We start from the raw sequence: 24,308 nt of genomic DNA, 5'->3' as shown, positions 1-24,308 counted from the left end.
ACGACCGCGGCAGCGCAACCACAATGTCGCGCAGCAGGGATCGGGGGAAGGGGTGCAGGCCGCTGCCTGCTGAATGCTTCAGGCCTGCGCCGCGATGGTAGTGCGGGGCCGATGCGGGCAGTGTGAGTGCCCGCATCGGTCCCTGCCGATCAGGCCGCGCGCTGGAGTGCGGTGGCTGCGTGGCCCGAGACGCGGAACACGGCGGCGGCCTGGTCCAGTTCCGCTGCCTGCCCGGCCATTGCGCGCGCGGCTGCACTGGCTTCCTCGACCAGCGCGGCATTCTGCTGGGTGGCCTCGTCCATCTGCGCGATGGTCTGGTTGACCTGTTCGATGCCAGCGGCCTGCTCGACGCTGGCCTGGGCGATCTGCTGCACCAGGTGCCCGGTCTGGCCCGCGGCAGCGGTCAGCTGCCCGATGGCGGCCTCGGTCTGGCGGGCGATGGTGATGCCCGCTTCCACGCTGCCGGTGGATTCATCGATCAGTGCCTTGATGTCCTTGGCCGATGCCGCCGCGCGCTGGGCCAGGGTGCGCACTTCGCTGGCGACCACAGCGAAGCCGCGGCCCTGTTCGCCCGCGCGGGCCGCCTCGACCGCTGCATTGAGGGCCAGGATGTTGGTCTGGAACGCGATGCCGTCGATCAGGCTGACCATTTCGCCGATGCGCAGCGAAGAGGCGTTGATCTGGCCCATCACGCGCACCACGTCCTGCACCGCGTGCGCGGTCTGCTGCAGGGCCTCGCCGGCACTGCGCGAGGCTGCATCGGCCTGCTGTGCATGCTCGGCGTTCTGGCGGACGGTGGAGGTCAGCTCTTCCATCGACGCAGCGGTTTCTTCCAGGTTGGCGGCCTGGCTTTCGGTACGCCGCGACAGGTCGGCGTTGCCTGCGGCAATCTCATCGGACGCGCTGGCGATCGAACCGGAGGCCTGCTGGATGCGGCGGATGATGCCGGCGAGGTTTTCCGCCGTGCGGTTGGTGTCGCGCTGCATGGTGGCAAACACGCCCTGGAAGTCGCCGTCGATGCGGCGGGTCAGGTCGCCCTCGGCCATCGCACCCAGCACCTTGGATAGCGCACCAAGGCTGCCGTCAGCCGTGGCCATCAGGCGGTTGAGATCTTCGATCATGCGGCGGAAATCGTGGCGATAGGCGGTGGCATCACCACGCGCGCTGAAGTCACCGGCTGCGGCGGCCGATGCCAGGCGCTGGATGTCCTGGTTGATGGCGTGCAGGCTGGCCTTGGCGGCATCCATCGACTCGTGCAGCATCGCGCGGCTGCCCGGCAGGCGCCGTGCGTCGCGGCTGAGGTCGCCCTGGGCATACTGGTTCAGTACCTCGATGGCGTCGACGATCGCGTCCAGGTGCTCGAACACCATGGTGTTCATGCCCTGCGCCAGTTCGCCGTAGACGCCGGGGAAATCCACCGGCATGCGGTGGCTGATGTCCTCGGCGGCATGCTTGCCGATCATCAGCTGGGTCTGCTGCGAGAAGCGCTGCAGCAGGCCGACCATGCCGTCGGTGGCGCGCAGCATCTGGCCCACTTCGTCGGGGTTGTCGTCCTGGTGGCGGATGCTGAGGTCGCCGCGGGTGACCGCATTGATCGACGCCTGCACCTGCGCCAGTGGGCGGGTCAGGCTGCGCGAGATCAGCCATGCGGCGATGATGCCCAGGCCCAGGCTGAGCATGCCGAACAGGCTGAGCAGCGCGGTCGTGCGTGCGGCCAGTGCCTGCATCTCCTTGGCGGCCTCGTCGACCAGGGTCTGCTGCAGTTCGGCGAACTCGGCCAGCGCGGCGTTCCAATCGGCGGCAGCGGGGCCGGCACGGGTCAGCAGCTGCGTGCTGGCCGCATCGAAATCGCCGGCCAGCATCGCCGCATCGAGGTCGCGGTTGAGTGCAACCGTGGCCTGCTGCTTCTGGGCAACCTTGGCGCGCATCGTTTCGGCCAGTGGGCTGGTGGCCGGGCGCTCGGTAAAGTGGGTCCAGATCTGGTCGTAGCGCTCCGACATCGCATGCGCCCTGGCGATGTCTTCGCCCAGACCCTGGCCGCGCTTGATCAGCATGTCTCGGCGCAGGAGCAGCAGTTCCTTGTTGATGATGAGCATGTCGTACAGCTCGCCCATGCGGGTGACGCGGACGTTCACGGCGTTGTCGAACTGTTGCCGCTGCTGGTAATTGCTGTGCAGGGCGATCGCAAGAATGGTGGCGATCAGGAGGAGCAGGATGGAAAACCCCGCAGTGAGGCGGGTGCCAACCTTGAAGCGGCGCAGCGTGTTCATTTTGTGAAATCCGGTAGTCGTTGTAGGCCCGACTGCCGGGCGTGTCTGCACAGGAGAGAGTCCCGGCAAGCAGTACAACGGTAGCGGCGGCGCAGGCTGAAGCTTTAGCGCCGCAGACAGATTTTTTCGGAGGTGCCTGCAGGTCAGGCGATGCAGAGCACGAACACGGCCGACAGGGCGAGCATCAGCACGAATACCCGCCGGCTGAGGGCCAGGCAGGCCAATCCAGCGGCCAGCGCCCAAGCGCCGAGCAGCACGCATGCCAGCAGCCACAGCCCCATGCCCATCAACGAGCCGGACACCACGCCGGACAGCGCCAGTGCCTTGAACAGGCCCACGCCCAGCACGCTGCCCAGCATTCCGGCCTGCAGGGCAACGGCATCATGGCGGGCGGGGGCAGGGCGGTGATGCATGGGCTGCACTGTGCAGGAAGCCACATCCACGCCATGTGTTTTTTGCGGTTCAGCGAAGGGGCGGGATGCCTTTGCAGCCAGACAGCTCCCCCCACCGCTCACGCGTCGTCGTCCAGCGCATCCCCATCCCAGTCGGCCGGCGCGTCATCGGCCTGCAGCCCGTCCGGGTCGACGGGTTCGAGCAGCGTGTAGTCATCGCGACGCGGGTCGCGGATACCGAGGCCGACGTACGTGGCTTCCAGTGCAGCGGTATGGGCACGCCGCCGCAGTTGTGCCGGTGTGGCCAGGGTGCCGCCGAGCCAGGCCGCAGCCGCGGCGGGCTCGAGGAACACCGGGCCATCGGGCGACAACGGGGCGGGGATGGCTGGGTTGCCATCGGTCAGGATCGAAAACGTATCGCGCTGCTGGCCCGCGTCATCCTGCCAGTGCTCCCACAGCCCCGCCGCCAGCAGCGCTACGCCATCCTGGCGCTGGACGAACATCGGCCAGGGCGGCCGTCGCTGCCGGTCCCATTTGAAATAGCCGGTCATCGGCACGATGCAGCGGCGCTTGTTCCAGGCATCGGCGAAGATGCGGCTGCGTGGCGCGCGCTCCAGCCGCGCGGTGACCGTGGTGTAGGGGGTGGAAGGCTGCTTCGACCAGCGCGGCACCAGGCCCCACTGCATGTCCGCAACAACAGTGCCCGCGGCTGCATCGGATGCCCCGACGGCCCAGACCCATGCGTGGCCGTCCTTGCCGATGTTGTAGCGCGCATCTGCACCGGCCAACGCGGCAGATACTTCGCCGGGCAGATCCGCGGGAAAGCTTTCCGCGTCGACGAAGGCCTGCACGAAGCGCCGCATGCCCGCCCCGCCGCGTCAGTGCGACGCGTGCGCCTGCAGTATCTCGCGGCCGCGCGGGGTCAGGTCGATGTCACCGTCTTCGGCCTGCACCGCAAGCCCGGCGGTGACCGCCCAGGTGGCGTCGTCGCCCTTCACCGGTTGCGCATCGGCGATCGCGCGCAGGATCTGCAGTTGCCCGGCCGTCAGGGTCGTGTCCATGTTCATACACCCAGTACCCGCGGCAGCTGCCAGTCGGCCACGCGCGCGTTGCTTACCGCCTGGTGGCAGCCGCAGTCATCGCAGCGGAACAGGGTGCCACCGGGAAGATGCAGCAGGTTGCCTTCGGTGGACGATGTCGTGGCATCGCAGTGCTTGCAGGTCACCGTCAGCGCGGTGATGCGTTCGACGCCACCGGCCATGTTGAAGACGGCCTCGAAGGCGCGAATGGCGAAGTGACCGGTGTCCGACATGGGAAAGGGGCTGCCAGGAAGAAGGTGCATTCATCGTCACACTTTCCCCTGTGACGGCACCGTCAGCCCGATGCGGCGGCGAAGTCAACGCAGCCCTCGGCAGGCGCAGCCCCTGCCAGCGGCAAGGGCTGCGGTCCGGGGGCTCAGGCCGCCTTGCGGCGGCGTTCCACCAGCATCGACACGCCCCACAGCAGCAGGCCACCGATGGCGGTGGCAGCACCGACATAGCCGGTGGTGGCCGGGCTGAAGCCGGCGCTGATGGCCATGCCGCCCAGCCACGGGCCGAGTGCATTGGCGGTATTGAAGGCGGCGTGGTTGGAGGCGGCGGCCAGCGTCTGCGCCTCGCCGGCCACATCCATCAGGCGGGTCTGCAGCACGGCTGCCAGCGCGCCCATGGTGCCCACGGTGATGATCATCGGGCCGATGGTCCACACCGATTGTGCGGCCAGCGGGTACAGCAGCAGCATCACGATGGACCACACCAGCACCACGGCCGCGGCCTTGAAGTGGAACTTGTCCACCAGCCAGCCGCCGGCGATGTTGCCGATGATCGCGCCGATGCCGAACACACCCACCGCCAGCGGCATCCACGACTCGGCCACGCCGGTCACCTGCACCAGGGTCGGTGCGAGATAGGTGAACACGCAGAACATGCCCGCAAAGCCGACCGCGCCGATGGCCAGCGCCAGCCAGACCTGGGTGGTGTTGAACGCGCGCAGCTCACGCATCGGCGAGGTACGCACCTCGTCCGGGTCGGGCAGCAGGAAGCGGGCGATCATCACCACGGTGGCGATGGCCAGCACGCTGACCAGGGCGAAGGCGGTGCGCCAGCTCAACTGCTGGCCCAGCCAGGTGGTCAGCGGGTTGCCGATCAGGATCGCGATGGACAGGCCCAGCAGCACCCGCGACATCGCCTGGCCACGCTGGCCGGCCGGGCTGATGGCTGCGGCCACCAGCATCGCCACGCCGAAGTAGGCGCCATGCGGCAGGCCGGCGACGAAGCGCGCGATCAGCATGGTGCTGTAGTTGGGGGCCAGGGCGCTGGCCAGGTTGCCCACCGCGTAGAAGCCCATCAGGGCCAGCAGCAGTTTGCGGCGCGGGAACGAGGCACCGATGAACGCGAGGATCGGCGCACCGACCACCACGCCGATGGCGTAAGCGCTGATCAGGTGGCCGACCTGGGTTTCGCTGATCGACAGGCCGCGGCTGATTTCCAGCATCAGGCCCATGCTGGCGAATTCGCTGGTGCCGATGGCAAAGCCACCCAGCGACAGGGCGAGGATGATCCAGGTACGCTGACGCGGCGTCAGCCGCGCGGCCAGGGGAGAATTGGGGCTCATGCGGGGGGCGGGCAGGGCGGAGGAAGCCGCCCATTGTACTGCTGCACCGCAACACCAACAGCTGCGCGGGGGTAAATCAGTGTTCGATGGGTGGATTGCTGCCGTGTTTCAGCCCAGGGGCGTGCCCGGTGTTACCGGTTGCCAGCGGGGCAGCGGCCCACAGGTGTCCAGGAAACGCTGCAGGATGCGCTCGGCGCTCTCGCCGTAAGGCGGCGTCCAGTCCGGCGTGCCCTTGTCGGTCCAAGTGTCGTACGCATCCAGTTCCATCTGGGCTTCCAGTTCCTGCGAAACGATGCCGCGCACCTCCGCCAGCGATTGCAGCACCTGTTGGCTGTGCATGAACAGCAGCAGCGCAGCGGCTTGTTCAGTTTCTTCCGTGAAGCCGGACGCGATGCGGTCAAGGCCACACACCAGCGTGTCCAGGCGCTCACCGGCCTCCATCAGCTGCACCAGGCGTTGGCGTGGCGCGGCCTCGTCGCGCTCGGCGCCAGGGCTGTAGCGCGGCGGGTGCAACGGCGTGCGCCGGGCGCCGAGGGCGGCCAGCGCGTGCCGGTACTTGCTGCGCAGCCGCTCGGCGGTCGCCGCATCCAGCGCGGTCAGGCGCGCCTCGTCGGCGTTGTCGGCGATATCCGCCAGTTTCACCTTCAACGCCACCGGGTCGGCGGCGATGCGTGCGTAGTACGTGTCGGCATCGGGTGCACTGTTGCGGCTCATCAGCTGCACCGTCCGCTGGATCGGGGCAGGGAAGTCGCCGACGCGGGATGCGTGCTCGGCGCAGTCTTCCACCACATCATGCAGCCAGGCCGTCGCCTGGGCGATCGGATCGTCCTTGATGGCGCCCGCCACGCGCGCCACATGTTCGATGTAGGGGCGCCCTGCTTTGTCCTGCTGCCCGGCATGGGCTTCGATCGCCAATGCGCGTGCTCGTTCGACCCAGTCCATCATCGCCTCCTGCAGGTGGGAGATCGATTATCGCCCAATCGTAGCCGCGCAACGCCCGCTGCCCGACAATGACGGGCAGACGCACTGAACGGGATGCACCGTGAACTACCTCATCCGCCCTGAAACCCCGGCCGACGTCGCCAGCATCCATGCACTGACGGCCGCCGCCTTTGCCCATGCCGCGCACAGCAGCCATACCGAAGCGTTCATCGTTGACGCACTGCGTGCGCGCGGTGAACTGACGGTGTCGCTGGTGGCGGTGGACGAGAGTCGGCTGCTTGGCCACGTGGCCGTATCGCCGGTGTCGATATCCGATGGCAGCGCTGGCTGGTTCGGCCTGGGGCCCATCTCGGTCGCGCCGGCCTGGCAGGGGCAGGGCATCGGGTCTGCATTGATGGACGCGGCCATCGACGCACTGCGCCGGCAGCATGCGCGGGGCTGCGTGCTGCTGGGTGAGCCAGCGTATTACCACCGCTTTGGTTTCCGTGCCGAACCGGCGCTGGTGCTGCCGGGCGTTCCTGCCGGGTACTTCCAGGCGCTGTGCCTGCAGCCACCGTTGCCACAGGGCGAGGTGCGCTATTCCCCGGCATTCGAAGCGACTGCCTGAGTATCCAGCCCAAGGGCGCGATGCCCCGGGCCGCAATGGTTCAGGGCATCTCGTCGTCGCGCAGCGGCACCCATGGCACCGGCTCGGGTTCCGGCGGCGAAATGCGCCGGCCACCGATATGGGTCAACAGCGCATTGGTGCGCTGTTGTTCGGCCAGCAGCCGGGCCAGCAGCGAGCGGCACGAAAAAATCGCGAAGGGCACGAACAGCCAGACCGCGCCCATCACCACCATCAGCAGGCCCCACATCACTTCGGCTGGTTGCATCGTTCGTCATCCGTGTCGAGGGAGTGCAAACCTAGCATCCAGTGCACGGATTGTGGGCGTGCTCAGCCGCCGTAGCGCAGATGGATCAGCGGATACGGCCGGCCGTGGCCATCGACCGGCGAGCGGCCGGTTTCGACGAAGCCCAGGTGCCGGTAGAAGCCGACAGCCTGCGCGTTCTGCGCGTTGACATCGGTAGTGAGCTGGGGGTGTTCGGCCAGCGCGTGCTGCAGCAGCAGGCGGCCCACGCCGGAACCGCGCGCAGCAGGGTCGATGAACAAGGCTTCCATGTGGCTGCCGTCCACGAGCATGAAGCCAAGCGGGCGATCCTGGGCATCGGCGGCGACCAGCAGCGGCGCCTGCGGCAGGAATCCGGCCACTTCGGCATCGATGGCCTGGCGGTCATCGGCACTGAGGAAATCGTGGGTGGCATCGACCGAGCGGCGCCAGAGATCGACCAGGGCAGCGCCTTCGTCGGCGCGGGAGGGACGTAGTGTGGGCATGTGACTGTCCAAGGTGCTTGTGAAGGACGCGTAGTATGCTGCTGCCTCACCCGCAATTGAACAGCCCCCAAGCGGGAGGAGAACCATGGTCGACACCCCGCTGGGCGTGCCTGTGCACGATGCCGATGAACAATGGATGCGCCACGCACTGGCCCTGGCCGAGCGCGCGCAGCACGAATTCGACGAAATTCCGGTGGGGGCGGTGCTGGTGGGGGCCGATGGCACGCTTCTGGGCGAGGGCTGGAACCTCAACATCGCCTCCCATGACCCCAGTGCACACGCCGAGATCGTGGCCATGCGCGAAGGTGGGCGGGCGCTGGCCAACCACCGGTTGATCGGCAGCACCCTGTACGTGACCCTCGAACCGTGTGCGATGTGCGCGATGGCCATCGTGCACGCGCGCGTGGCGCGGCTGGTCTACGGTGCCAGCGACCCGAAGACCGGTGCCTGCGGCAGCGTGTTCAACCTGCTGGGCGATGCCCGCCACAACCACCGGGTGGAGATCCACGGTGGCGTGCTGGCCAAGGAGGCCAGCCTGCGCTTGACCAATTACTTCCGCGCCAAGCGCGGCAAGCCGCCGCTGCTGCTGGAAGACCACGCCGGCGAGGGCTGAGCAGCGAAAGGGTATGATGGCCGCCTCTTTCCTTTTCCGGCGGGCGCCATGCCTGCCCAGCAACGAGGCGACACGATGGTGGAGAACGGCGCGGCCAACGAACGACTGATCTGGATCGACCTGGAAATGACCGGGTTGGATACCGACAACGATTCGATCATCGAGATCGCCACCGTGGTCACCGATGCCCAGCTGAACGTGCTGGCCGAGGGCCCGGAATTCGCCATCCACCACCCGCTGGAAACGCTGGAAGCGATGGACGAGTGGAACCGCAACCAGCATCGCCGTTCGGGCCTGTGGCAGCGCGTGCTGGACAGCACCACCACCCTGGCCCAGGCCGAAGCGCAGACCGTGAACTTCCTCGCGCAGTGGATTCCGTCGGGTGTTTCGCCGATGAGCGGCAACTCGATCTGCCAGGACCGCCGTTTCCTGCACCGCCAGATGCCGCGGCTGGAGAAGTACTTCCATTACCGCAATCTGGACGTATCCACGGTGAAGGAGCTGGCCAAGCGCTGGGCGCCGACCGTGGCTGCCGGGCTGGCCAAGAACAGCAACCACACCGCGCTGAGCGACGTGCATGATTCGATCGCCGAACTGCGCCATTACCGCCAGTTCATGGGCGTGCTGTCGGGCCTGCCGACGGCCTGAACAACGACGCCGGGCATGGCCCGGCGCTGCCGGGGTCACGCGAACTGGTAGTGCCGGCCGCTGGCCAGCAAGGCGCCGGGGTCGGATCCCTTTCCGGCGGAAAGGGCTCTGACCCCTCTGTCGTGCCCGCGACAAACCGTTCAACTCCATGGCGCTACTATCGGCCCCATGAACGAGCCGATCCTGCTGCCGCGCGATATCGCCCACGATGCCCGGGACTGGGCCGACCTGCAGCGGGCGGTGACCCTGCTGGAGGCGCCGACGATCACCGCACGCATGGCCAACCTGGTCGGCACGCCGCTGGAGTTCGCGGTGAAGGCGCTGCCCAAGGCGATCTCCGGGCGCATCCATGGCGCCGTCGAGGCGGCGCTGTCGAAATCCGCGCAGGCGGCGCTGTGGAGCATGGGCAATACGCCCGGCAAGTCGGCCTCCACCCGCTGGCACAAGGTGGCTGCGGCGACATCGGGTGCCGTGGGCGGTGCCTTCGGCTTCGCCGCGCTGTTCATCGAGCTGCCGGTGTCGACCACCATCATGATGCGCGCGGTGGCCGACGTGGCCCGCAGCGAGGGCTTCGACCTGTCGCAGTTCAGCACCCGCCAGGCCTGCCTGGAGGTGTTCGCACTGGGCGGCAATTCGCCACGCGACGATGCCAGCGAGACCGGTTACTACCTGGCGCGCGGTTTCACCACCGACGTGATGCGGCACCTGTCGGCCGAACTGGCCGGGCGCGTGGTGACCGGCCGCGACCTGACTCTGGGCGTGGCACCGAAGGAGGCCGGCAAGCTGCTGGCCAAGCTGGTGGAGAAGGTGGCTGCGCGTTTCGGCGTGGTGGTGACCGAGAAGTTCGCCGCGCAGGCGGTGCCGATCGTGGGCGCCGCGGCCGGCGCCACCCTCAATACGATGTTCACCGACTACTACCAGGACATGGCGCGCGGCCACTTCATCGTGCGCCGGCTGGAGCTGAAGTACGGCGAAGAGGTGGTGCGGACCTGCTATGACCGGGTGGCCCACGGCGCGGCCAGGATCGAGCCGACGCTGTAACCCTTGCCTTCACGGCACAACTGTTTTGCCCGCGGGCGGCTGTTGCGCGCCGCGGGCCGTCCCCATCCTTGCGGTCAGTCCCCCGCAAGAGAATGCGCCATGTTGTTCACTCCCCACACCCTGGGCACGCTGGCCCTGCCGAACCGCATCGTGATGCCGCCGATGACCCGCTCGCGCGCGGCCGCCGGCAATGTCGCCACCGCGCAGATGGCCCAGTACTACGCCCAGCGCGCCGGTGCCGGCCTGATTGTCAGTGAAGGCACCCAGATCAGCCCGCAGGGCCAGGGCTATGCCTGGACCCCGGGCATCCACAGCGAGGCACAGGTGCAGGGCTGGCGGAAGGTGACCGATGCGGTACACGCCGCCGGTGGCCGCATCTTCGCCCAGCTGTGGCACGTCGGCCGCGTCTCCCACGTCGCCCTGCAGCCGGACGGCGCGGCGCCGGTTTCGTCATCGGCACTGCTGGCCGAAGGGGTGAAGGTCTTCGTCGACCCGACCGGCGCCGGCCCCGGGTCGGGCGTGGGCGAGATGATCCAGCACTCGATGCCGCGCGCGCTGGCTGAGGACGAGATTCCGGGCATCATCGCCGACTACGCGCAGGCCACCCGCAATGCGCTGGCCGCCGGCTTCGACGGCGTCGAGCTGCATGGTGCCAACGGCTACCTGATCAACCAGTTCATCGATTCGCAAGCCAACCAGCGCACTGATGGCTACGGCGGCGCGCTGCAGAACCGCCTGCGCTTCCTGCGCGAAGTGGTGGAGGCCGTGGTCGCTGTCGCCGGTGCGCAGCGCGTGGGCGTGCGCCTGGCACCGCTGACGACCCTGCAGGGTGCGGTGGACGACACGCCGCAGGCGACCTACCTGGCCGCCGCGCACCTGCTGGGCGGGCTGGGCGTGGGCTACCTGCACATCGCCGAGGCCGACTGGGAGGATGCGCCGGTGATGCCGGTGGCATTCAAGCAGGCCCTGCGCATGGTCTACCCGGGCACGCTGATCTACGCCGGCAAGTACACCGCCGAACGTGCCGAGCAGGCGCTGGCCGAGGGCTGGGCGGACCTGATCGGTTTCGGCCGGCCGTTCATCGCCAACCCCGACCTGCCGGAGCGCCTGCGCAACGGGGCGGAGCTGAATCCGCCGGATCGCGCGACGTACTTCGGCGGCGGCGAGGCGGGGTATACCGATTACCCGGCGCTGGAAGAGGCCGTCGAGGCCTGATACCGAAGTGTGGTTGCCGGCCAGCGGCCGGCACTACCGGTCTGCACGGTTGCTGGTAGTGCCGGCCGCTGGCCGGCATTGCCGATCAGGGTTTGTCGCGCACCAGCGCCTCGGCCTCGACCACGCCACCATCCTTGCCATGCAGGTACAGGTGCATGTCCTGCTGCGGGTAGGGCAGGTTGATGCCAGCCTTGTCATAGCCCAGCTTGATCTGTTCCAGCAGGGTGACCTTGGTGCCGAACTGGTCGGCCGACTTCACGTAGCAGCGGATGCCCAGCTTGATGGCGTGGTCGCCCAGCTCGTACACCACGACGTCCGGCTCGGGCGAAGGCAGCACGCGGCTGTCGGCCTTCATCAGCGCGATGGCCGTTTCACGCGCCAGCTGGATGTTGTCCTCGTAACCGATGCCGACCACCAGTTCGACGCGGCGCGTCGGCTCGGCGGTGAGGTTGATGATCGGCGCAGCGGTGATCAGCGTGTTGGGGATGGTGGTGTGCTGGTTGTCGGCGCCGGTGATGACGGTCTGGAAGATGCGCACTTCGCGCACGGTGCCGGTCTGCCCGGCCACGGTCACCACATCGCCAACGCGGAACGGGCGCAGGGTCACCAGCATCACCCCGGAGGCGATGTTGGACAGCGAATCCTTCAATGCCAGGCCGACGGCCAGGCCGGCGGTGCCGAGCACGGCCAGCAGCGGGGAAATCGGTACGCCCAGCGTATTGATGGCCAGCACGACCACGATGACCAGCGAGGCCGAATACACCACGTTGCGCATGAAATTGCCGAGCATCGGGTCCATGCCGACCCTTGCCGTTGCACGCGGCAGAGTGTTGGACACCCTTCTTGCCAGCCACATGCCGACCAGTAGCACCACGATGGCGGCCAGCAGCGGCACGCCGTAGGTTTCGAACAGGCGTTCCCAATCCAGCGAATGGAACCAGGTCGTGGCGGGGGCGGTGACAGCAATCATGCGGGCTCCTTTGCAGCAGTCGTCATGGCGTATGCGGACGCCAGAAACAGGCACGCCCCGCAGAGGCGGGGCGTGCATGCAGCTGCAGTATGGGCGGACGCCAATGAAAGCGACGTCAGCCCATCAACGGATCAGCCGTTGGCCTTGTGCTTGGCCAGGCGCAGCCAGGTGTCGACCACGGTATCCGGGTTCAACGACAGCGACTCGATGCCTTCCTGCATCAGCCACTCGGCCAGATCCGGGTGGTCGGACGGGCCCTGGCCGCAGATGCCGACGTACTTGCCCTTGGCGCGGGCGGCCTTGATGGCCATCGAGAGCAGCTTCTTCACCGCCGGGTTACGTTCGTCGAACAGGTGCGCGACGATCGACGAATCGCGGTCCAGGCCCAGGCTGAGCTGGGTCAGGTCGTTGGAGCCGATCGAGAAGCCATCGAAGATCTCCAGGAACTCATCGGCGAGCAGTGCGTTGGACGGCACTTCGCACATCATGATGATCTTCAGGCCGTTCTCGCCCTGCTTCAGGCCATTCTGTTCCAGCACCTCGACGACCTTGCGGCCTTCTTCCAGGGTGCGCACGAACGGAATCATGACCCACAGGTTGTCCAGGCCCATTTCGTTGCGCACGCGCAGCACGGCCTTGCATTCCAGCGCGAAGGCGGCCGAGAAGCTCGGATCGACGTAACGGCTGGCGCCGCGGAAGCCGATCATCGGGTTCTCTTCGTGCGGCTCGTAGTTGCTGCCGCCCACCAGGTTGGCGTACTCGTTGGACTTGAAGTCCGACAGGCGCACGATCACCGGGTTCGGCGCAACCGAAGCGGTGAGGGTGGCGATGCCTTCAGCCAGGCGGTCCACGTAGAAGCTGACCGGGTCGCCATAGCCGGCGATCTTCTCGTCGATCTTCTTCCTGGTGGCCGCATCCTGGCGGTCGTATTCCAGCAGCGCGTTCGGGTGGATGCCGATGTGGCTGGCGATGATCATTTCCAGGCGGGCCAGGCCGATGCCGGCGTTCGGCAGCTGGCCGAAGTCGAAGGCACGTTCCGGGTTGGCCACGTTCATCATGATCTTCAGCGGTGCCGGCGGCATGTTGCCCAGATCGGTGGTGGTGCGCTCGAAATCGAGCTTGCCTTCGTAGATGAAGCCGGTATCGCCTTCAGCGCAGCTGACGGTGACCTGCTGGCCATCTTCGATGACCTTGGTGGCGTTGCCCGAACCGACCACGGCCGGCACGCCCAGCTCGCGCGCGATGATCGCGGCGTGGCAGGTACGGCCACCACGGTTGGTGACGATGGCCGAGGCGCGCTTCATCACCGGCTCCCAGTCGGGGTCGGTCATGTCGGCAATCAGCACGTCGCCCGGCTGCACGCGGTTCATGTCTTCCAGCGTCTTGACCACGCGGGCGGTGCCCGAGCCGATCTTGGCGCCGACGGCACGACCTTCGGCCAGCACGTTGCCGCCCTTTTCAGTCAGCGCGAAGCGCTCGATCTGGGTGGCGTGGCTGCGCGACTTCACCGTTTCCGGGCGCGCCTGCACGATGAACAGCTTGCCGCTGACACCGTCCTTGGCCCACTCGATGTCCATCGGGCGGCCGTAGTGCTTTTCGATGACCAGCGCCTGCTTGGACAGTTCCTGCACGTCCTCGTCGCTGATGGAGAAGGTGCTGCGCAGTTCGGCCGGGGTGTCCTCGATCCTGACGCGCTCGCCGGGGACATCCGAATACACCATGCGGATTGCCTTGCTGCCGAGCGAGCGGCGCAGGATCGCCGGCTTGCCGGCCTGCAGGGTGGGCTTGTAGACGTAGTACTCGTCCGGGTTGACCGCGCCCTGCACGACCATTTCGCCCAGGCCGAACGACGAGGTGACGAACACCACGTCACGGAAGCCGGACTCGGTGTCCAGGGTGAACAGCACGCCGGACGAGCCGACGCCCGAACGCACCATCAGCTGCACGCCGGCCGACAGGAACACGTCTTCGTGCTTGAAGCCGTGGTGGACGCGGTAGGCGATGGCACGGTCGTTGTACAGCGAGGCGAACACTTCCTTGACCTTGTGCACGACATCGTCGGCACCGGTGACGTTGAGGAAGGTTTCCTGCTGGCCGGCGAAGGACGCATCGGGCAGGTCTTCGGCGGTGGCCGAGGAGCGCACTGCAACGGCCACGTCGCCGCCGCCGTTCTCGGCGCTCAGCGTGGCGTAGGCGCTGCGGATGTCCTGGTCCAGCTGCGGCTGCAGCGGGGCGTCGATCACCCAGGTGCGGATTTCCTTGCCAGCGACGGTCAGCGCATTGACGTCCTCGACGTCCAGCGTGGCCAGCTTGTCGAAGATGCGCTTGGACAGGTCGTTGTGGGCAATGAAGTCCTTGAAGGCTTCAGCGGTCGTGGCGTAACCGCCGGGGACGGAGACCCCCAGACCGGCCAGGTTGCCGATCATTTCGCCCAGCGACGAATTCTTGCCGCCTACGCGGGCCAGATCGCCCAGACGCAGTTCGTGCAACCACAGGATGTTCTCGTTCAAGCGCGATGCTCCGTTTGGCCATCGCCCGAGGCGGGCTGAATGGCCGCGTCCGTAGGAAGAAGCCGATATGATGCCGGTCGCAGTACCGTCGGCACAAGCTTGTGCTGCAACCATTTTCAGCTTCGAAGGGGTGAAAACCGCCTATGTCGACCATCCGTCCGGTGTTCTACGTTTCCGATGGAACCGGTATCACCGCTGAAACCATTGGGCATAGCCTGCTCACGCAGTTCACCGGGTTCAGCTTCATCACTGATCGAATGTCGTTCATCGACGACCCCGAAAAAGCCCGGGAAGCCTGTGCCCGGATCCAGGCAGCGGGGGAGCGGTACCAGGTCCGGCCCATCGTGGTGAACTCCTGCGTGGACCAGAGCCTGAGCCTGATCCTGGGCGAAAGCGGGGCCCTGATGCTGGACGTGTTCGCCCCGTTCATCGAGCCGCTGGAGCGGGAACTGTCCAGCCCGCGCCTGGCCCGGGTCGGCCAGGCCCACGGCATGGTGGACTTCGAAACCTACCACCGCCGCATCAACGCGATGAACTTCGCCCTGACCCACGATGACGGCATCGCGGTGAACTACGACGACGCCGACGTGATCCTGGTGGCGGTGTCGCGCGCCGGCAAGACGCCCACCTGCATCTACCTGGCCCTGCATTACGGGGTGCGCGCGGCCAATTACCCGCTGACCGACGAGGACCTGGAAAGCGACCGCCTGCCGCCGCGGCTGAGAAACTATCGTCGGAAACTATTCGGCCTGACCATCGACCCGGACCGCCTGCAGCAGATCCGCCAGGAGCGCCGGCCGAACTCGCGCTACGCCAACCTGGACACCTGCAAGCGCGAAGTGGCCGCCGCCGAGGTGATGTTCCAGATGGAGCGGATCCCGACGCTGAGCACCACCCATACCTCGATCGAGGAGATTTCCAGCAAGGTGCTGGGCACGCTGGGGCTGCAGCGCGAGATGTATTGACCGGAACCCCCGCTGTAGAGCCGAGCCCACGCTCGGCTGGGCCATCGAGGGCTGACCGGAAAGCAGCCGAGCGTAGGCTCGGCTCTACAGGGGGAGCGCCGCCGGCAGCGCGGCGGCGGTTGAATGCCCCCCTTTGGCCGGGCCCATGCAGCCCCCACGTTGTAAGGCCAACGTGTAGGATCGACCCATGGCCCAAGCCTCGCCCCGCACCGAACGCATCCCCCGCCTGAGCCGGCTCAGCTGGCTGATGGGCCTGTATGCCGAGAACTACCGGCATCTGGTGCGCCTGTTCGCCCCGGCCGAACTGACCGCCGGCAGCTACGTCTCCTCCGTGGGCGACGGCCTGGACGTGCGCCTGGACGTGATCGAATGCCACCGCTACACGGTGGAGCTGCGCCTGACCTACGACCTGGCCGACCCGGTCACCGGCGAGCCGGACCCCTCGGCCTATGTGCGCCTGTACCGCGATGCCCGCCAGGCCGAGACCACCCACTGCTACGTGGGCCGCCGCTGGCAGGACACGATGGGCCTGTACCCGCCGCCGGCGGAGCTGATCAGCCACCGCATGCGGATGAACACCTTCCTCGGCAAGTGGCTGGAATACCTGGCCGAGCGAGGCCACGGCGTGGCCACCCTGCGCCGCGACCCGGAGGGCAGCGCGGCGCTGCCGGCCGAGCGCCGCCTGTCGCTGGTGCGCTGATCGGCCATAATCCGGGGCTGACCTGCCGCTGGATGCTGCCCCATGCCGTATACCCCGATCGTCGCCACCCTGGGCTATGTGCTCTCGCCCGATCGTCGCCAGGTGCTGATGATCCACCGCAACACGCGGCCCGGTGACCACCACCTGGGCAAGTACAACGGCCTGGGCGGCAAGGTTGAACCGACCGAGGACGTGGCGGCCGGCATGCGCCGCGAGATCGCCGAGGAAGCCGGCATCGACTGCACGGCCATGCGCCTGCGCGGCACCATCAGCTGGCCGGGCTTCGGCAAGCACGGCGAGGACTGGTTCGGCTTCGTCTTCGTCATCGACAGCTTCGAAGGCAGCCCGCACGGTGGCAACCACGAGGGCACCCTGGAGTGGGTGGACGTGGACAAGCTGGACACGCTGCCGATGTGGGAGGGTGACCGCAACTTCCTGCCGCTGGTGTTCGACGCCGACCCGCGCCCGTTCCATGGGGTGATGCCGTACCGGGATGGGCGCATGCAGAGCTGGGCGTTCAGCCGGCTCTGAGGTCATTCGGGTAGCGCCGGCCGCTGGCCGGCTGCCCGATGCTGCGATATTGCCGGCCAGCGGCCGGCACTACCGGCTGCGGCTGGGCGGGTTCGGCGCGTGTTTCGGGATATTAATACCCGGGTGATATTGACGTTTCAATATTACCCGGGCAATATTCGCGCATCGTCCCGGATGCCACCGCCATGCCTGCGCAGGAACTTGCCCCTTTCAGCTGTTTTGATGGCCATCGCCTGGTCATTTCCGGCACCCCAGCAATGGCCGCGCTGGCGCTCAAGCAGCTGCGCGCCGACAACGCTGCCGGGCCGCTGCTGGTGTTCGACAACGCCACCGGTCGTACCCATGATTTCGACACGCGTGGCAGCGACGCGCAGTTGCTGGCGCGCGTGGCCAAGGCGTTTCCGGTCGCGCCCGCTGCCGGGCCGGAGCCGCCTGCCGAAGCGTTGCCCGCCGCACCGCGCGGACGCGGTCGGCCCAAGCTGGGCGTGGTGGCGCGCGAGGTGACCCTGTTGTCACGCCATTGGGCGTGGCTGGCAGAGCAGCCGGGTGGGGCGTCGGTGGTGCTGCGGCGGCTGGTCGAAGCGGCCAGCCGCGAGGGTGCGGACAAGGATCGCCGGCGCCGCGACAGCGAGCGTGCCTACCACTTCCTGCAGACCATCGCAGGGGACCTGCCGGGGTTCGAGGAGGTCATCCGTGTGCTGTTCGCGCATGACCGTGACCGATTCCTCGCAGCGCTGCAGGCCTGGCCGGAGGACGTGTGCCGGCACGCGCTGTGGCTGGCCTTCGATGACAGCGCCGAACGCACCAACAGCTGACCTTCCATCGCGGCGCTGAGCCGCCGCTTCATCTGACCGCGGGCCGCAGCCCGCCCTGACTGTGCGTGCTTTGCTGGCGGAAACGCCGGGCAGGGCAGCGCCTTGCCCAAGGAATGCCATGACCATCGCCGCACCACCGATCGCCGCAGCCACCCCGTCGCTGTGGAGGACCTACCTGGCCCTGCTGGTGCCCATGCTGCTGACCAATGCGCTGCAGCTGGCGGCCGGTACGCTGGACAACATCTACCTGGGGCACCTGCTGGGAACGCGGGCAGTGGCGGCTGCCGCTGCCTTCTTTCCGGTCTTCTTCCTGCTGCTGGCCCTGGTGATGGGCCTGGCAACGGGTGCGATGGTGCTGATCGGCAACGCCTGGGGGGCGGGTCAGCCGCAGCAGGCACGTGCCGTGGCTGGCAGCGCCATCGCCCTGGTCCTGCTGCTGTCGGTGCTGGTGCTCTGCGTGGGCAGCACGTTCGCGCCGCAGCTGCTGGCGGCCCTGGGCACACCGGTGGCCATCCTCGGCGAGGCCACTGTGTATGCGCGCGTGCTGCTGCTGGGCGCGCCGGTGTTCTTCCTGCTGTGGCTGGCCACGGCGGTCAGCCGTGCGGTGGGCGATGCAAAGACACCGCTGCATGCGCTGCTGCTGGCAACCGTGCTGGGACTGCTGTGCACGCCGCTGCTGATCCTGGGCTGGGGCGGACTGCCGCGACTGGGCGCTGCCAGTGCAGCGGTGTCGGCGGTGTTCGCCTCCGCCGTGGCGCTGGGCTGGTTGCTGTGGCGCTGGCGACGCCTGCGGCATCCACTGGCGCCGGGCCGCGCGCTGCTGGGGGCGATCCGTTTCGATGGGCAGCTCGTCCGTCGCATCCTGCGGATCGGCGTGCCGGCGTCGCTGCAGATGTTCAGCCTGGCGGTGGCGGAAATCGCGCTGCTGGGATGGATCAACCAGCACGGTTACCAGGCCACGGCGGCCTATGGCGCGGTCAACCAGTTGATGAGCTGGGTGCAGCTGCCGGCGATGTCGCTGGGCATCACCGCCACCATTCTGGCGGCCCATGCATCGGGGGCCGGGCGCACGGCACGGCTGCCGTCCATCGCCCGCGTCGGTGTGTTGCTGGCGCTGGTGCTGCTGACTGCGGTCGTACTGCTTGTGGTGCTGCTGGCGCCGTGGCTGGTCGGCCTGATCCTGGATGCAGCCGAGGTGCACGCACTGGCCACGCTGCAGCTGCGGACGGTGGTGTGGGGCGTGCTGGCAATGGCGCCGATGGCGGTGCTGGTGGGGGTGATGCGCGGCAGCGGAACGGTGCTGTTGCCCGCCTTGCTGGGCATGGCGGCGGTACTGCTGCTCGAGCTTCCGCTGGCGATGTGGCTGCAGGCAACGCAGGGTCTGCCGGGGCTGTGGCTGGCCTGGCCGCTGGGATTGCTGGCGATGCTGGTGATGCAGGTGGCGTGTTTCGGCCGCTGGCGGCGAAGGTTGCCGGCGGCTGCCTGAGCGCTGCTGCCGATGTTGCCGGCCAGCGGCCGGCACTACCGGTTGCGGCCCGGCGGGGTGGTTCAGCGCCGGTGCGCCAGCAACAGGTGGAAGTGCTTGTCGCGCGCCTGCCCGTCGTTGCCCGCCGCCGTTTCCCGGTGGCTGCGCCAGGCCGAGACATTGAAGCCGGCTACCCGCAGGGCCAGCTCCACGGCATCCAGCTCATGCAGCTGGAAATCGGCGGCGAACGGCAGGCTGCGCATGAAGGCGGCATCGCCGAAGGCCAGGCATAGGCGGCCACCGCGGCGCACGACGCGTGCCAGTTCATCCAGCACCGGGGCCAGGTTGGGCCAGAAGTACAGCGTGTTGACCGCCAGCGCCGCGTCCACCGACGCATCGGCCACCGGCAGTGCATGGGCATCGCCGTGGCGCAGGACGGCGCGATCGGCCAGGCCGGTGCCGGCCAGGTAATGGTTGCCGGCATCGACCATCGCCGTGGACAGTTCAATGCCCAGGTAGCGGCTGTCAGCGCCCTGCAGCAGCAGCGGCGCAAAGGCGGCATTGCCAGGCCCGATCTCCAGCACCTGTTCGCCCGGCGCCACCGCCAGCAGGGTGATGGCGGCCCGATTGAGCTCGCCATTGCTGCGGTTCATCGATTCGCCCACGGCCAGCGCGGCTTCGCCGTGGGGGTGCCGCAACTGCGCGGCCAGGGTGCGTGCGTCCAGCATCGACAACGTCCATGAAAAAGGAATCGGACGTGGCGTCGGCGGGTCCGCCGGTGACCATAGCGCCGGGTCGGCAACTTGGGAAGTAGGGAAACCCCTCGTCGAGGTGATCAGCAAATGGCCAGCGTCGCAGTCCCTGAGACCAGGTTGTCCACAGGGGGTGTGGATTACGCGTGGGCAACTTTGTGGATAAGCCCCGACAGGCGCCACCCCCCTAGGCTGTCAAGATGGGTGGCCAAAAATTCACCGCTGGTGATGGGCGGTGACGGGCGGGTGAAGGTCGTCGTCGGTCCGCGCTGTCGCCAGCAGCGGCGCTCGCGGTACCCTGTCCGCCTTGATCCTCCGTGAGACCCCATGAAACGTCATTTCTCGATGCTGCGTGAGTTCCAACTGGCGGACTGGTTCACCCTGGCCAACGCCTTCTGCGGCACCGGGGCCGTGTTTGCCGCCATGCGCTTCCTGCAGGACGGCGAGCGCGGCTACCTGATGTTCGGCATGGCGCTGATCCCGCTGGCCTTCATCTTCGACGCCCTCGACGGCCGCATCGCGCGCTGGCGCAAGTCCAGTTCCACGCTGGGCCGCGAGCTCGATTCGCTGTCGGACGTGATCTCCTTCGGCGTGGCCCCGGCGGCGCTGGCCTATGCCTGCGGCATGCAGGGCGGCTGGGACTGGCTCGTGCTGAGCTACTTCGTCTGTTGCGGCGTCAGCCGCCTGGCCCGTTACAACGTGACCGCCGAGTCGCTGTCCGGCGACGAGGGCAAGGTCAAGTATTTCGAGGGCACGCCCATTCCCACCAGCCTGGCGCTGGTGATCGTGCTGGCCATTGCCGCCGGCACCGACGCCATCGGCCACAACCTCTGGTTCGGGCAATGGCAGCTCGGCCCGTGGCAGCTGCACCCGATGGTGCTGCTGTTCGCCCTGTCCGGGTCGCTGATGATCAGCAAGACCCTGCACATCCCCAAGCCATGACCCAGCCCAGCGGAGGCCCGCGATGACCAGCTCGGCCCACGACGCCGGCAGCAGTGATTTCGAGAACCTGTCCCGCCAGTACTTCGGCGCCTGGGGCGATGCCCTGCGCCATGCCGCCACGCCGGGCGCACCGGCCGGGGATGACCCGGGCAGCTGGCAGCGCCTGTTCGACTGGTGGGGACAGCTGTTGCCCGAGCAGGGGCAGGGCGCCCCGGAAGATGCGCTGCGCCGCTTCCGCGAGCAGGCCGGCAGCTGGTACGGGACCATGCAAGAAGTGGCCGCGCGCTTTGCCGGCCGCGACGCCAGCAGCGCCGACGTGGCCCAGGCCTGGCGCGAAGCCGTGCAGGGGCAGGGCGATGGCATGCTGCAGTGGATGCTGCAGGGCGCACGCGGCAGCACCCAGGCCGGTGCCTCGCTGCCCGAGTTCGCTGCCTGGCTGCAGCAATGGCAGGTGCAGGCGGGCCCGTGGCTGCAGAGCCCGGCGTTCGGCCCCGGCCGCGAGCATCAGGCGCGCTGGCAGACCCTGCTGCGCGCGCAGGAGGAATACCAGCAGCATTCGCGTGCCTACGTGGACCAGATCAAGCAGGCGCTGGAAGAGGCCTTCGACCTGTTCGAGAAGCGCCTGGCCGAGCACGAACAGCCGGGCAGCCAGCTGACCAGCGCACGGGCGATGTTCGACCTGTGGATCGAGGTGGCCGAAGAGGCCTACGCCAAGGTTGCCCTGTCCGAGGCGTTCCAGCAGGTCTACGCCTCGCTGGGCAATGCGCAGATGCGCCTGCGTGCAGGCCTGCAGCGTGAGGTCGAGCAGGTGAGCGAACGCATCGGCCTGCCCACGCGCAGCGAGATGGACGCCGCCCACCGCCGCATCGCCGAGCTGGAGCGCAGCCTGCGCCGCCTGCAGGCGCAGGTGGCGGTGCTGGCCGGTGCCGCCGAGGTCGACCCGGTGGCGCAGCCCGCCCCGGCCAAGGTGAAGCCGGCCGCGCGCAAGGCGGCGAAAAAGGCGGTACCGGCGAAGAAATCCGCCGTGGCCAAGCCGGCTGCCAGGAAGGCCGCAACAAAGAAAGCACCGGCGAAGCCCGCCCTACGCCGCACCAATGCGCGGAAATAACGACCGATGAAAGGACCGCTGGGCTTCAACGCCGATGACCTGATGCAGGAAACCCTGGCCATGCAGCGCAAGCTGATGGAAGGGCTGAAGCTGCTGCCGCAGGTGGAGGACGTGGATTATGGCGCCACCGCCCGCGAGGAAATCTGGCGCGACGGCAAGGTGGTGCTGTACCGCTTCGTGGGTGAGCAGGCGCCAAGCCGCAAGCCGCCGCTGCTGATCGTCTACGCGCTGGTCAACCGGCCGTACATGGTCGACCTGCAGGCTGACCGTTCGCTGGTGCAGAAGCTGCTGGCGCTGGGCCAGGACGTGTACGTGCTGGACTGGGGCTACCCGGACCGCTCCGAGCGCTTCCAGACCCTGGAGGACTACCTGCTGCGCTACATCGATGGCGCGGTGGATGCGCTGCGTGCGCGCAGCGGTGGGCCGGTGGACATGCTGGGCATCTGCCAGGGCGGCGTGTTCGCCCTGTGCTATGCCGCGCTGCGCCGGCACAAGCTGGGCAACCTGATCACGATGGTCACCCCGGTCGATTTCCATACCGCCGACAACATGCTCTCGCACTGGGCGCGGCAGGTGGACGTGGACCTGCTGGTGGACACGCTGGGCAACATCCCGGCCGACCTGATGAACGCCAGTTACCTGATGCTCAAGCCGTTCCGCCTGAACGTGCAGAAGTACGTGGGCCTGCTGGACATCCTCGATGACAAGGCCGCGCTGGAGGATTTCCTGCGCATGGAGAAGTGGATCTTCGATTCGCCGGACCTGGCGGGCGAGGCATTCCGCGACTTCATCAAGCAGTTCTACCAGGGCAACGGGCTGGTGAATGGCACGGTGCGGATCGGCGAGGAAGCGGTGGATCTGTCGCAGGTGACCCTGCCGGTGCTGAACATCTATGCCGAGCAGGATCATCTGGTGCCGCCGGATGCCTCGCGGGCCATGCGTGGGCGCTTGGGCACGGCTGATTACACTGAATCCAGTTTCCGCGGTGGCCACATCGGGATCTACGTGTCCGGCCGCGCGCAACGTGAAGTGCCGGCAACGATCGATGGCTGGCTGAAGGCCCGCGACCCGTAGAGTCGAGCTTGCTCGACTGCACCTGTAGAGTCGAGCCATGCTCGACTGCACCTGTAGCCATGCTCGACTGCCTCGAAACGATGATGACCTACCGTATTCCGTTGATTCTCGCCGCACTGCTGGCAACGCCGCTTGCCCACGCCGCCCCCAGCCCGCAGGCGCAGCGCGAGATCGCCCAGCTGATCGGCAGCCTGGACGGTTCGCAGTGCCGGTTCCAGCGCAACGGCAGCTGGCATGACGCGGCCGAGGCGCGCGCGCACCTGCAGCGCAAGTACGACTACCTGCTGAAGAAGGACAAGGTGGACAGCGCCGAGCAGTTCATCGAGCGCGCGGCCAGCCAGAGCAGCATGAGCGGCAAGCCTTACCGCATCCAGTGCCCCGGGCAGGCTGAACAGACCGCCGCGGCCTGGTTCGGCACCCGCCTGCAGGCGCTGCGCCAACGCACGCCGTAGACATGGCCCGGGTGTAGAGTCGAGCCACGCTCGACTGTGCCTTCTGATTCCCGAGGAGAACCGCCATGAACACCACGCCACGCACGCTGTCGCGTTCGTTGAACGATCGGATGATCGCCGGCGTGATGGGCGGTATCGCCCATCGCTTCGGCTGGAACCCGACCCTGGTGCGGATCGTGTTCGTGTTGATCTCGATCGGCTCGGCGGCTTTCCCCGGCATCCTGATCTATCTGATCCTGTGGCTGCTGATCCCGAACGAGGCCGATTGAACGCCGCCTCCCGGCCCTGGCCCCTCTGGCTGCGCGCGCTGCAGGTGCTGGGCGCGGCCTGGACCGTGCCCAATACGCTGATCGGCGTGATCGCTGGGCTGGCCGGCCTGCTGGGCGGGGCGAAGTTGCGCTGGAGCGGGCGCGACTGTGCGCTCATCTTCGACCACTGGCCCTGGGGGCCGGGTGGGGCGATCACGCTGGGCAATGTGATCCTGCATACCGGCCATGACCTGGGCATGTCGTGCCGCACCTATGCGCACCAGGCGGGGTGGGGCGTGGAGCCGCTGATCCGGCTGGATGACCACGAGCGGGCGCACGTGTACCAGTACCTGGTGCTGGGGCCGCTGTACCTGCCGGTTTACCTGCTGTGCGGGGGCGTGAGTGCGCGCAACCCGTTCGAGCGGGCGGCGGATCGTTACGCCCGGTTCGGGCATGGCTGGTGGCCGTAGTGTCCCGCCAACGGCGCAGCCCCTCGTGGCTGGGGCCGGTAGAGTCGACTGTCAGTCGACTGGCATCGTGGGTTGGGCCGGGCGGGGTGGGTTCGCGGGACACGCCGTAAACCCCTCCATGGGGGCTCGATGGCGCCATCCATGGCGCCAACGGTCCCGCG

28 protein-coding genes are annotated in these 24,308 nt (G+C 67.8%); 16 read left to right on the top strand and 12 right to left on the bottom strand.

Features of this window, described 5'->3' with window-relative positions; all coding sequences use genetic code 11:
* Positions 1-149 precede the first annotated feature (149 nt).
* From AC3WL7_RS14735 to AC3WL7_RS14705, 7 genes are all read right to left on the bottom strand, one after another.
* Positions 150-2,270, bottom strand: a complete 2,121-nt coding sequence (locus AC3WL7_RS14735) for a methyl-accepting chemotaxis protein (protein WP_492751155.1) — start codon at positions 2,268-2,270, stop codon at positions 150-152.
* A gap of 143 nt (positions 2,271-2,413) precedes the next feature.
* Complete coding sequence (locus AC3WL7_RS14730; RefSeq protein WP_079222317.1) at positions 2,414-2,683, bottom strand: hypothetical protein; 270 nt, start codon at positions 2,681-2,683, stop codon at positions 2,414-2,416.
* Positions 2,684-2,781: 98 nt separating this feature from the next.
* Positions 2,782-3,525 (bottom strand): SOS response-associated peptidase, encoded by a 744-nt coding sequence (locus tag AC3WL7_RS14725; protein ID WP_492751152.1) that lies wholly within the window; start codon positions 3,523-3,525, stop codon positions 2,782-2,784.
* Between the two features lie 15 nt (positions 3,526-3,540).
* Positions 3,541-3,723, bottom strand: coding sequence for a hypothetical protein (locus tag AC3WL7_RS14720; protein ID WP_492751150.1), 183 nt, complete (start codon positions 3,721-3,723; stop codon positions 3,541-3,543).
* 2 nt (positions 3,724-3,725) lie between these two features.
* Positions 3,726-3,974, bottom strand: coding sequence for a hypothetical protein (locus AC3WL7_RS14715; RefSeq protein WP_079222314.1), 249 nt, complete (start codon positions 3,972-3,974; stop codon positions 3,726-3,728).
* A gap of 143 nt (positions 3,975-4,117) precedes the next feature.
* Positions 4,118-5,314: an MFS transporter gene (locus tag AC3WL7_RS14710; protein WP_492751148.1), complete on the bottom strand. Its 1,197-nt coding sequence runs from the start codon at positions 5,312-5,314 to the stop codon at positions 4,118-4,120.
* A 108-nt stretch (positions 5,315-5,422) separates the two neighbouring features.
* Positions 5,423-6,256 carry a hypothetical protein gene (locus AC3WL7_RS14705; RefSeq protein WP_492751146.1) on the bottom strand — a complete coding sequence of 278 codons (834 nt, stop codon included), beginning with the start codon at positions 6,254-6,256 and terminating at the stop codon, positions 5,423-5,425.
* A gap of 100 nt (positions 6,257-6,356) precedes the next feature.
* Here AC3WL7_RS14705 and AC3WL7_RS14700 point away from each other — a divergent pair, with 100 nt between their 5' ends.
* Positions 6,357-6,863: a GNAT family N-acetyltransferase gene (locus AC3WL7_RS14700; RefSeq protein WP_108758524.1), complete on the top strand. Its 507-nt coding sequence runs from the start codon at positions 6,357-6,359 to the stop codon at positions 6,861-6,863.
* 40 nt (positions 6,864-6,903) lie between these two features.
* Here AC3WL7_RS14700 and AC3WL7_RS14695 read toward each other — a convergent pair whose 3' ends face one another.
* Together AC3WL7_RS14695 and AC3WL7_RS14690 are read right to left on the bottom strand one after the other, a co-directional pair.
* On the bottom strand, positions 6,904-7,128 hold the full coding sequence (locus tag AC3WL7_RS14695; protein WP_492751144.1) for a hypothetical protein: 225 nt from the start codon (positions 7,126-7,128) through the stop codon (positions 6,904-6,906).
* Positions 7,129-7,190: 62 nt separating this feature from the next.
* Positions 7,191-7,628 carry an acetyltransferase gene (locus AC3WL7_RS14690; protein WP_079222310.1) on the bottom strand — a complete coding sequence of 146 codons (438 nt, stop codon included), beginning with the start codon at positions 7,626-7,628 and terminating at the stop codon, positions 7,191-7,193.
* An 85-nt stretch (positions 7,629-7,713) separates the two neighbouring features.
* On the opposite strand from AC3WL7_RS14690, the gene tadA reads away from it, so the two are divergent.
* The 4 genes from tadA to AC3WL7_RS14670 all read left to right on the top strand — a co-directional run bounded on the left by tadA (position 7,714) and on the right by AC3WL7_RS14670 (position 11,145).
* On the top strand, positions 7,714-8,241 hold the full coding sequence (tadA, locus tag AC3WL7_RS14685; protein ID WP_492751142.1) for a tRNA adenosine(34) deaminase TadA: 528 nt from the start codon (positions 7,714-7,716) through the stop codon (positions 8,239-8,241).
* A 75-nt stretch (positions 8,242-8,316) separates the two neighbouring features.
* Positions 8,317-8,889, top strand: a complete 573-nt coding sequence (gene orn / locus AC3WL7_RS14680) for an oligoribonuclease (protein WP_079222308.1) — start codon at positions 8,317-8,319, stop codon at positions 8,887-8,889.
* A 168-nt stretch (positions 8,890-9,057) separates the two neighbouring features.
* Positions 9,058-9,930, top strand: a complete 873-nt coding sequence (locus AC3WL7_RS14675; protein WP_492751140.1) for an EcsC family protein — start codon at positions 9,058-9,060, stop codon at positions 9,928-9,930.
* A gap of 99 nt (positions 9,931-10,029) precedes the next feature.
* Positions 10,030-11,145, top strand: a complete 1,116-nt coding sequence (locus tag AC3WL7_RS14670; RefSeq protein WP_492751138.1) for an alkene reductase — start codon at positions 10,030-10,032, stop codon at positions 11,143-11,145.
* An 85-nt stretch (positions 11,146-11,230) separates the two neighbouring features.
* Here AC3WL7_RS14670 and AC3WL7_RS14665 read toward each other — a convergent pair whose 3' ends face one another.
* Positions 11,231-12,115: a mechanosensitive ion channel family protein gene (locus tag AC3WL7_RS14665; RefSeq protein WP_079222305.1), complete on the bottom strand. Its 885-nt coding sequence runs from the start codon at positions 12,113-12,115 to the stop codon at positions 11,231-11,233.
* A gap of 131 nt (positions 12,116-12,246) precedes the next feature.
* Positions 12,247-14,625 carry a phosphoenolpyruvate synthase gene (gene ppsA, locus AC3WL7_RS14660; RefSeq protein ID WP_312738509.1) on the bottom strand — a complete coding sequence of 793 codons (2,379 nt, stop codon included), beginning with the start codon at positions 14,623-14,625 and terminating at the stop codon, positions 12,247-12,249.
* A 143-nt stretch (positions 14,626-14,768) separates the two neighbouring features.
* Here ppsA and ppsR point away from each other — a divergent pair, with 143 nt between their 5' ends.
* The 5 genes from ppsR (at position 14,769) to AC3WL7_RS14635 (ending at position 19,122) form a co-directional block, all read left to right on the top strand.
* Positions 14,769-15,590 carry a posphoenolpyruvate synthetase regulatory kinase/phosphorylase PpsR gene (ppsR, locus tag AC3WL7_RS14655; protein ID WP_079222303.1) on the top strand — a complete coding sequence of 274 codons (822 nt, stop codon included), beginning with the start codon at positions 14,769-14,771 and terminating at the stop codon, positions 15,588-15,590.
* 187 nt (positions 15,591-15,777) lie between these two features.
* Complete coding sequence (locus tag AC3WL7_RS14650; protein WP_079222302.1) at positions 15,778-16,290, top strand: DUF1249 domain-containing protein; 513 nt, start codon at positions 15,778-15,780, stop codon at positions 16,288-16,290.
* A gap of 42 nt (positions 16,291-16,332) precedes the next feature.
* Positions 16,333-16,821 (top strand): NUDIX hydrolase, encoded by a 489-nt coding sequence (locus AC3WL7_RS14645; RefSeq protein WP_108769173.1) that lies wholly within the window; start codon positions 16,333-16,335, stop codon positions 16,819-16,821.
* A 185-nt stretch (positions 16,822-17,006) separates the two neighbouring features.
* Complete coding sequence (locus AC3WL7_RS14640; RefSeq protein ID WP_492751132.1) at positions 17,007-17,636, top strand: DUF2239 family protein; 630 nt, start codon at positions 17,007-17,009, stop codon at positions 17,634-17,636.
* 118 nt (positions 17,637-17,754) lie between these two features.
* Entirely contained in the window at positions 17,755-19,122 is a 1,368-nt protein-coding gene (locus AC3WL7_RS14635) for an MATE family efflux transporter (RefSeq protein ID WP_492751130.1), read from the top strand.
* Between the two features lie 62 nt (positions 19,123-19,184).
* On the opposite strand, the gene AC3WL7_RS14630 is transcribed toward AC3WL7_RS14635, so the two are convergent.
* The gene (locus AC3WL7_RS14630; RefSeq protein WP_492751128.1) at positions 19,185-19,835 is read right to left on the bottom strand and encodes a class I SAM-dependent methyltransferase; all 651 of its coding nucleotides are present in this window, start codon (positions 19,833-19,835) and stop codon (positions 19,185-19,187) included.
* Positions 19,836-20,180: 345 nt separating this feature from the next.
* On the opposite strand from AC3WL7_RS14630, the gene AC3WL7_RS14625 reads away from it, so the two are divergent.
* The 6 genes from AC3WL7_RS14625 to AC3WL7_RS14600 all read left to right on the top strand — a co-directional run bounded on the left by AC3WL7_RS14625 (position 20,181) and on the right by AC3WL7_RS14600 (position 24,147).
* Positions 20,181-20,795 (top strand): CDP-alcohol phosphatidyltransferase family protein, encoded by a 615-nt coding sequence (locus AC3WL7_RS14625; protein WP_108746909.1) that lies wholly within the window; start codon positions 20,181-20,183, stop codon positions 20,793-20,795.
* A 22-nt stretch (positions 20,796-20,817) separates the two neighbouring features.
* Positions 20,818-21,903: a class III poly(R)-hydroxyalkanoic acid synthase subunit PhaE gene (gene phaE / locus AC3WL7_RS14620; protein WP_492751125.1), complete on the top strand. Its 1,086-nt coding sequence runs from the start codon at positions 20,818-20,820 to the stop codon at positions 21,901-21,903.
* 6 nt (positions 21,904-21,909) lie between these two features.
* On the top strand, positions 21,910-22,977 hold the full coding sequence (phaC, locus tag AC3WL7_RS14615) for a class III poly(R)-hydroxyalkanoic acid synthase subunit PhaC (protein ID WP_283220753.1): 1,068 nt from the start codon (positions 21,910-21,912) through the stop codon (positions 22,975-22,977).
* 83 nt (positions 22,978-23,060) lie between these two features.
* Positions 23,061-23,429 carry a YfeK family protein gene (locus AC3WL7_RS14610; protein WP_492751122.1) on the top strand — a complete coding sequence of 123 codons (369 nt, stop codon included), beginning with the start codon at positions 23,061-23,063 and terminating at the stop codon, positions 23,427-23,429.
* Positions 23,430-23,494: 65 nt separating this feature from the next.
* Positions 23,495-23,698, top strand: a complete 204-nt coding sequence (locus tag AC3WL7_RS14605; RefSeq protein WP_079222293.1) for a PspC domain-containing protein — start codon at positions 23,495-23,497, stop codon at positions 23,696-23,698.
* Positions 23,695-24,147: a hypothetical protein gene (locus AC3WL7_RS14600; RefSeq protein WP_079222292.1), complete on the top strand. Its 453-nt coding sequence runs from the start codon at positions 23,695-23,697 to the stop codon at positions 24,145-24,147. Before AC3WL7_RS14605 ends, AC3WL7_RS14600 begins: the two co-directional genes overlap by 4 nt.
* The last annotated feature ends 161 nt before the right edge of the window (positions 24,148-24,308 follow it).

This window comes from Stenotrophomonas sp. FW305-3-2-15-E-LB1 (assembly GCF_058787375.1).
This window is presented reverse-complemented; position numbering and strand designations above follow the sequence as displayed.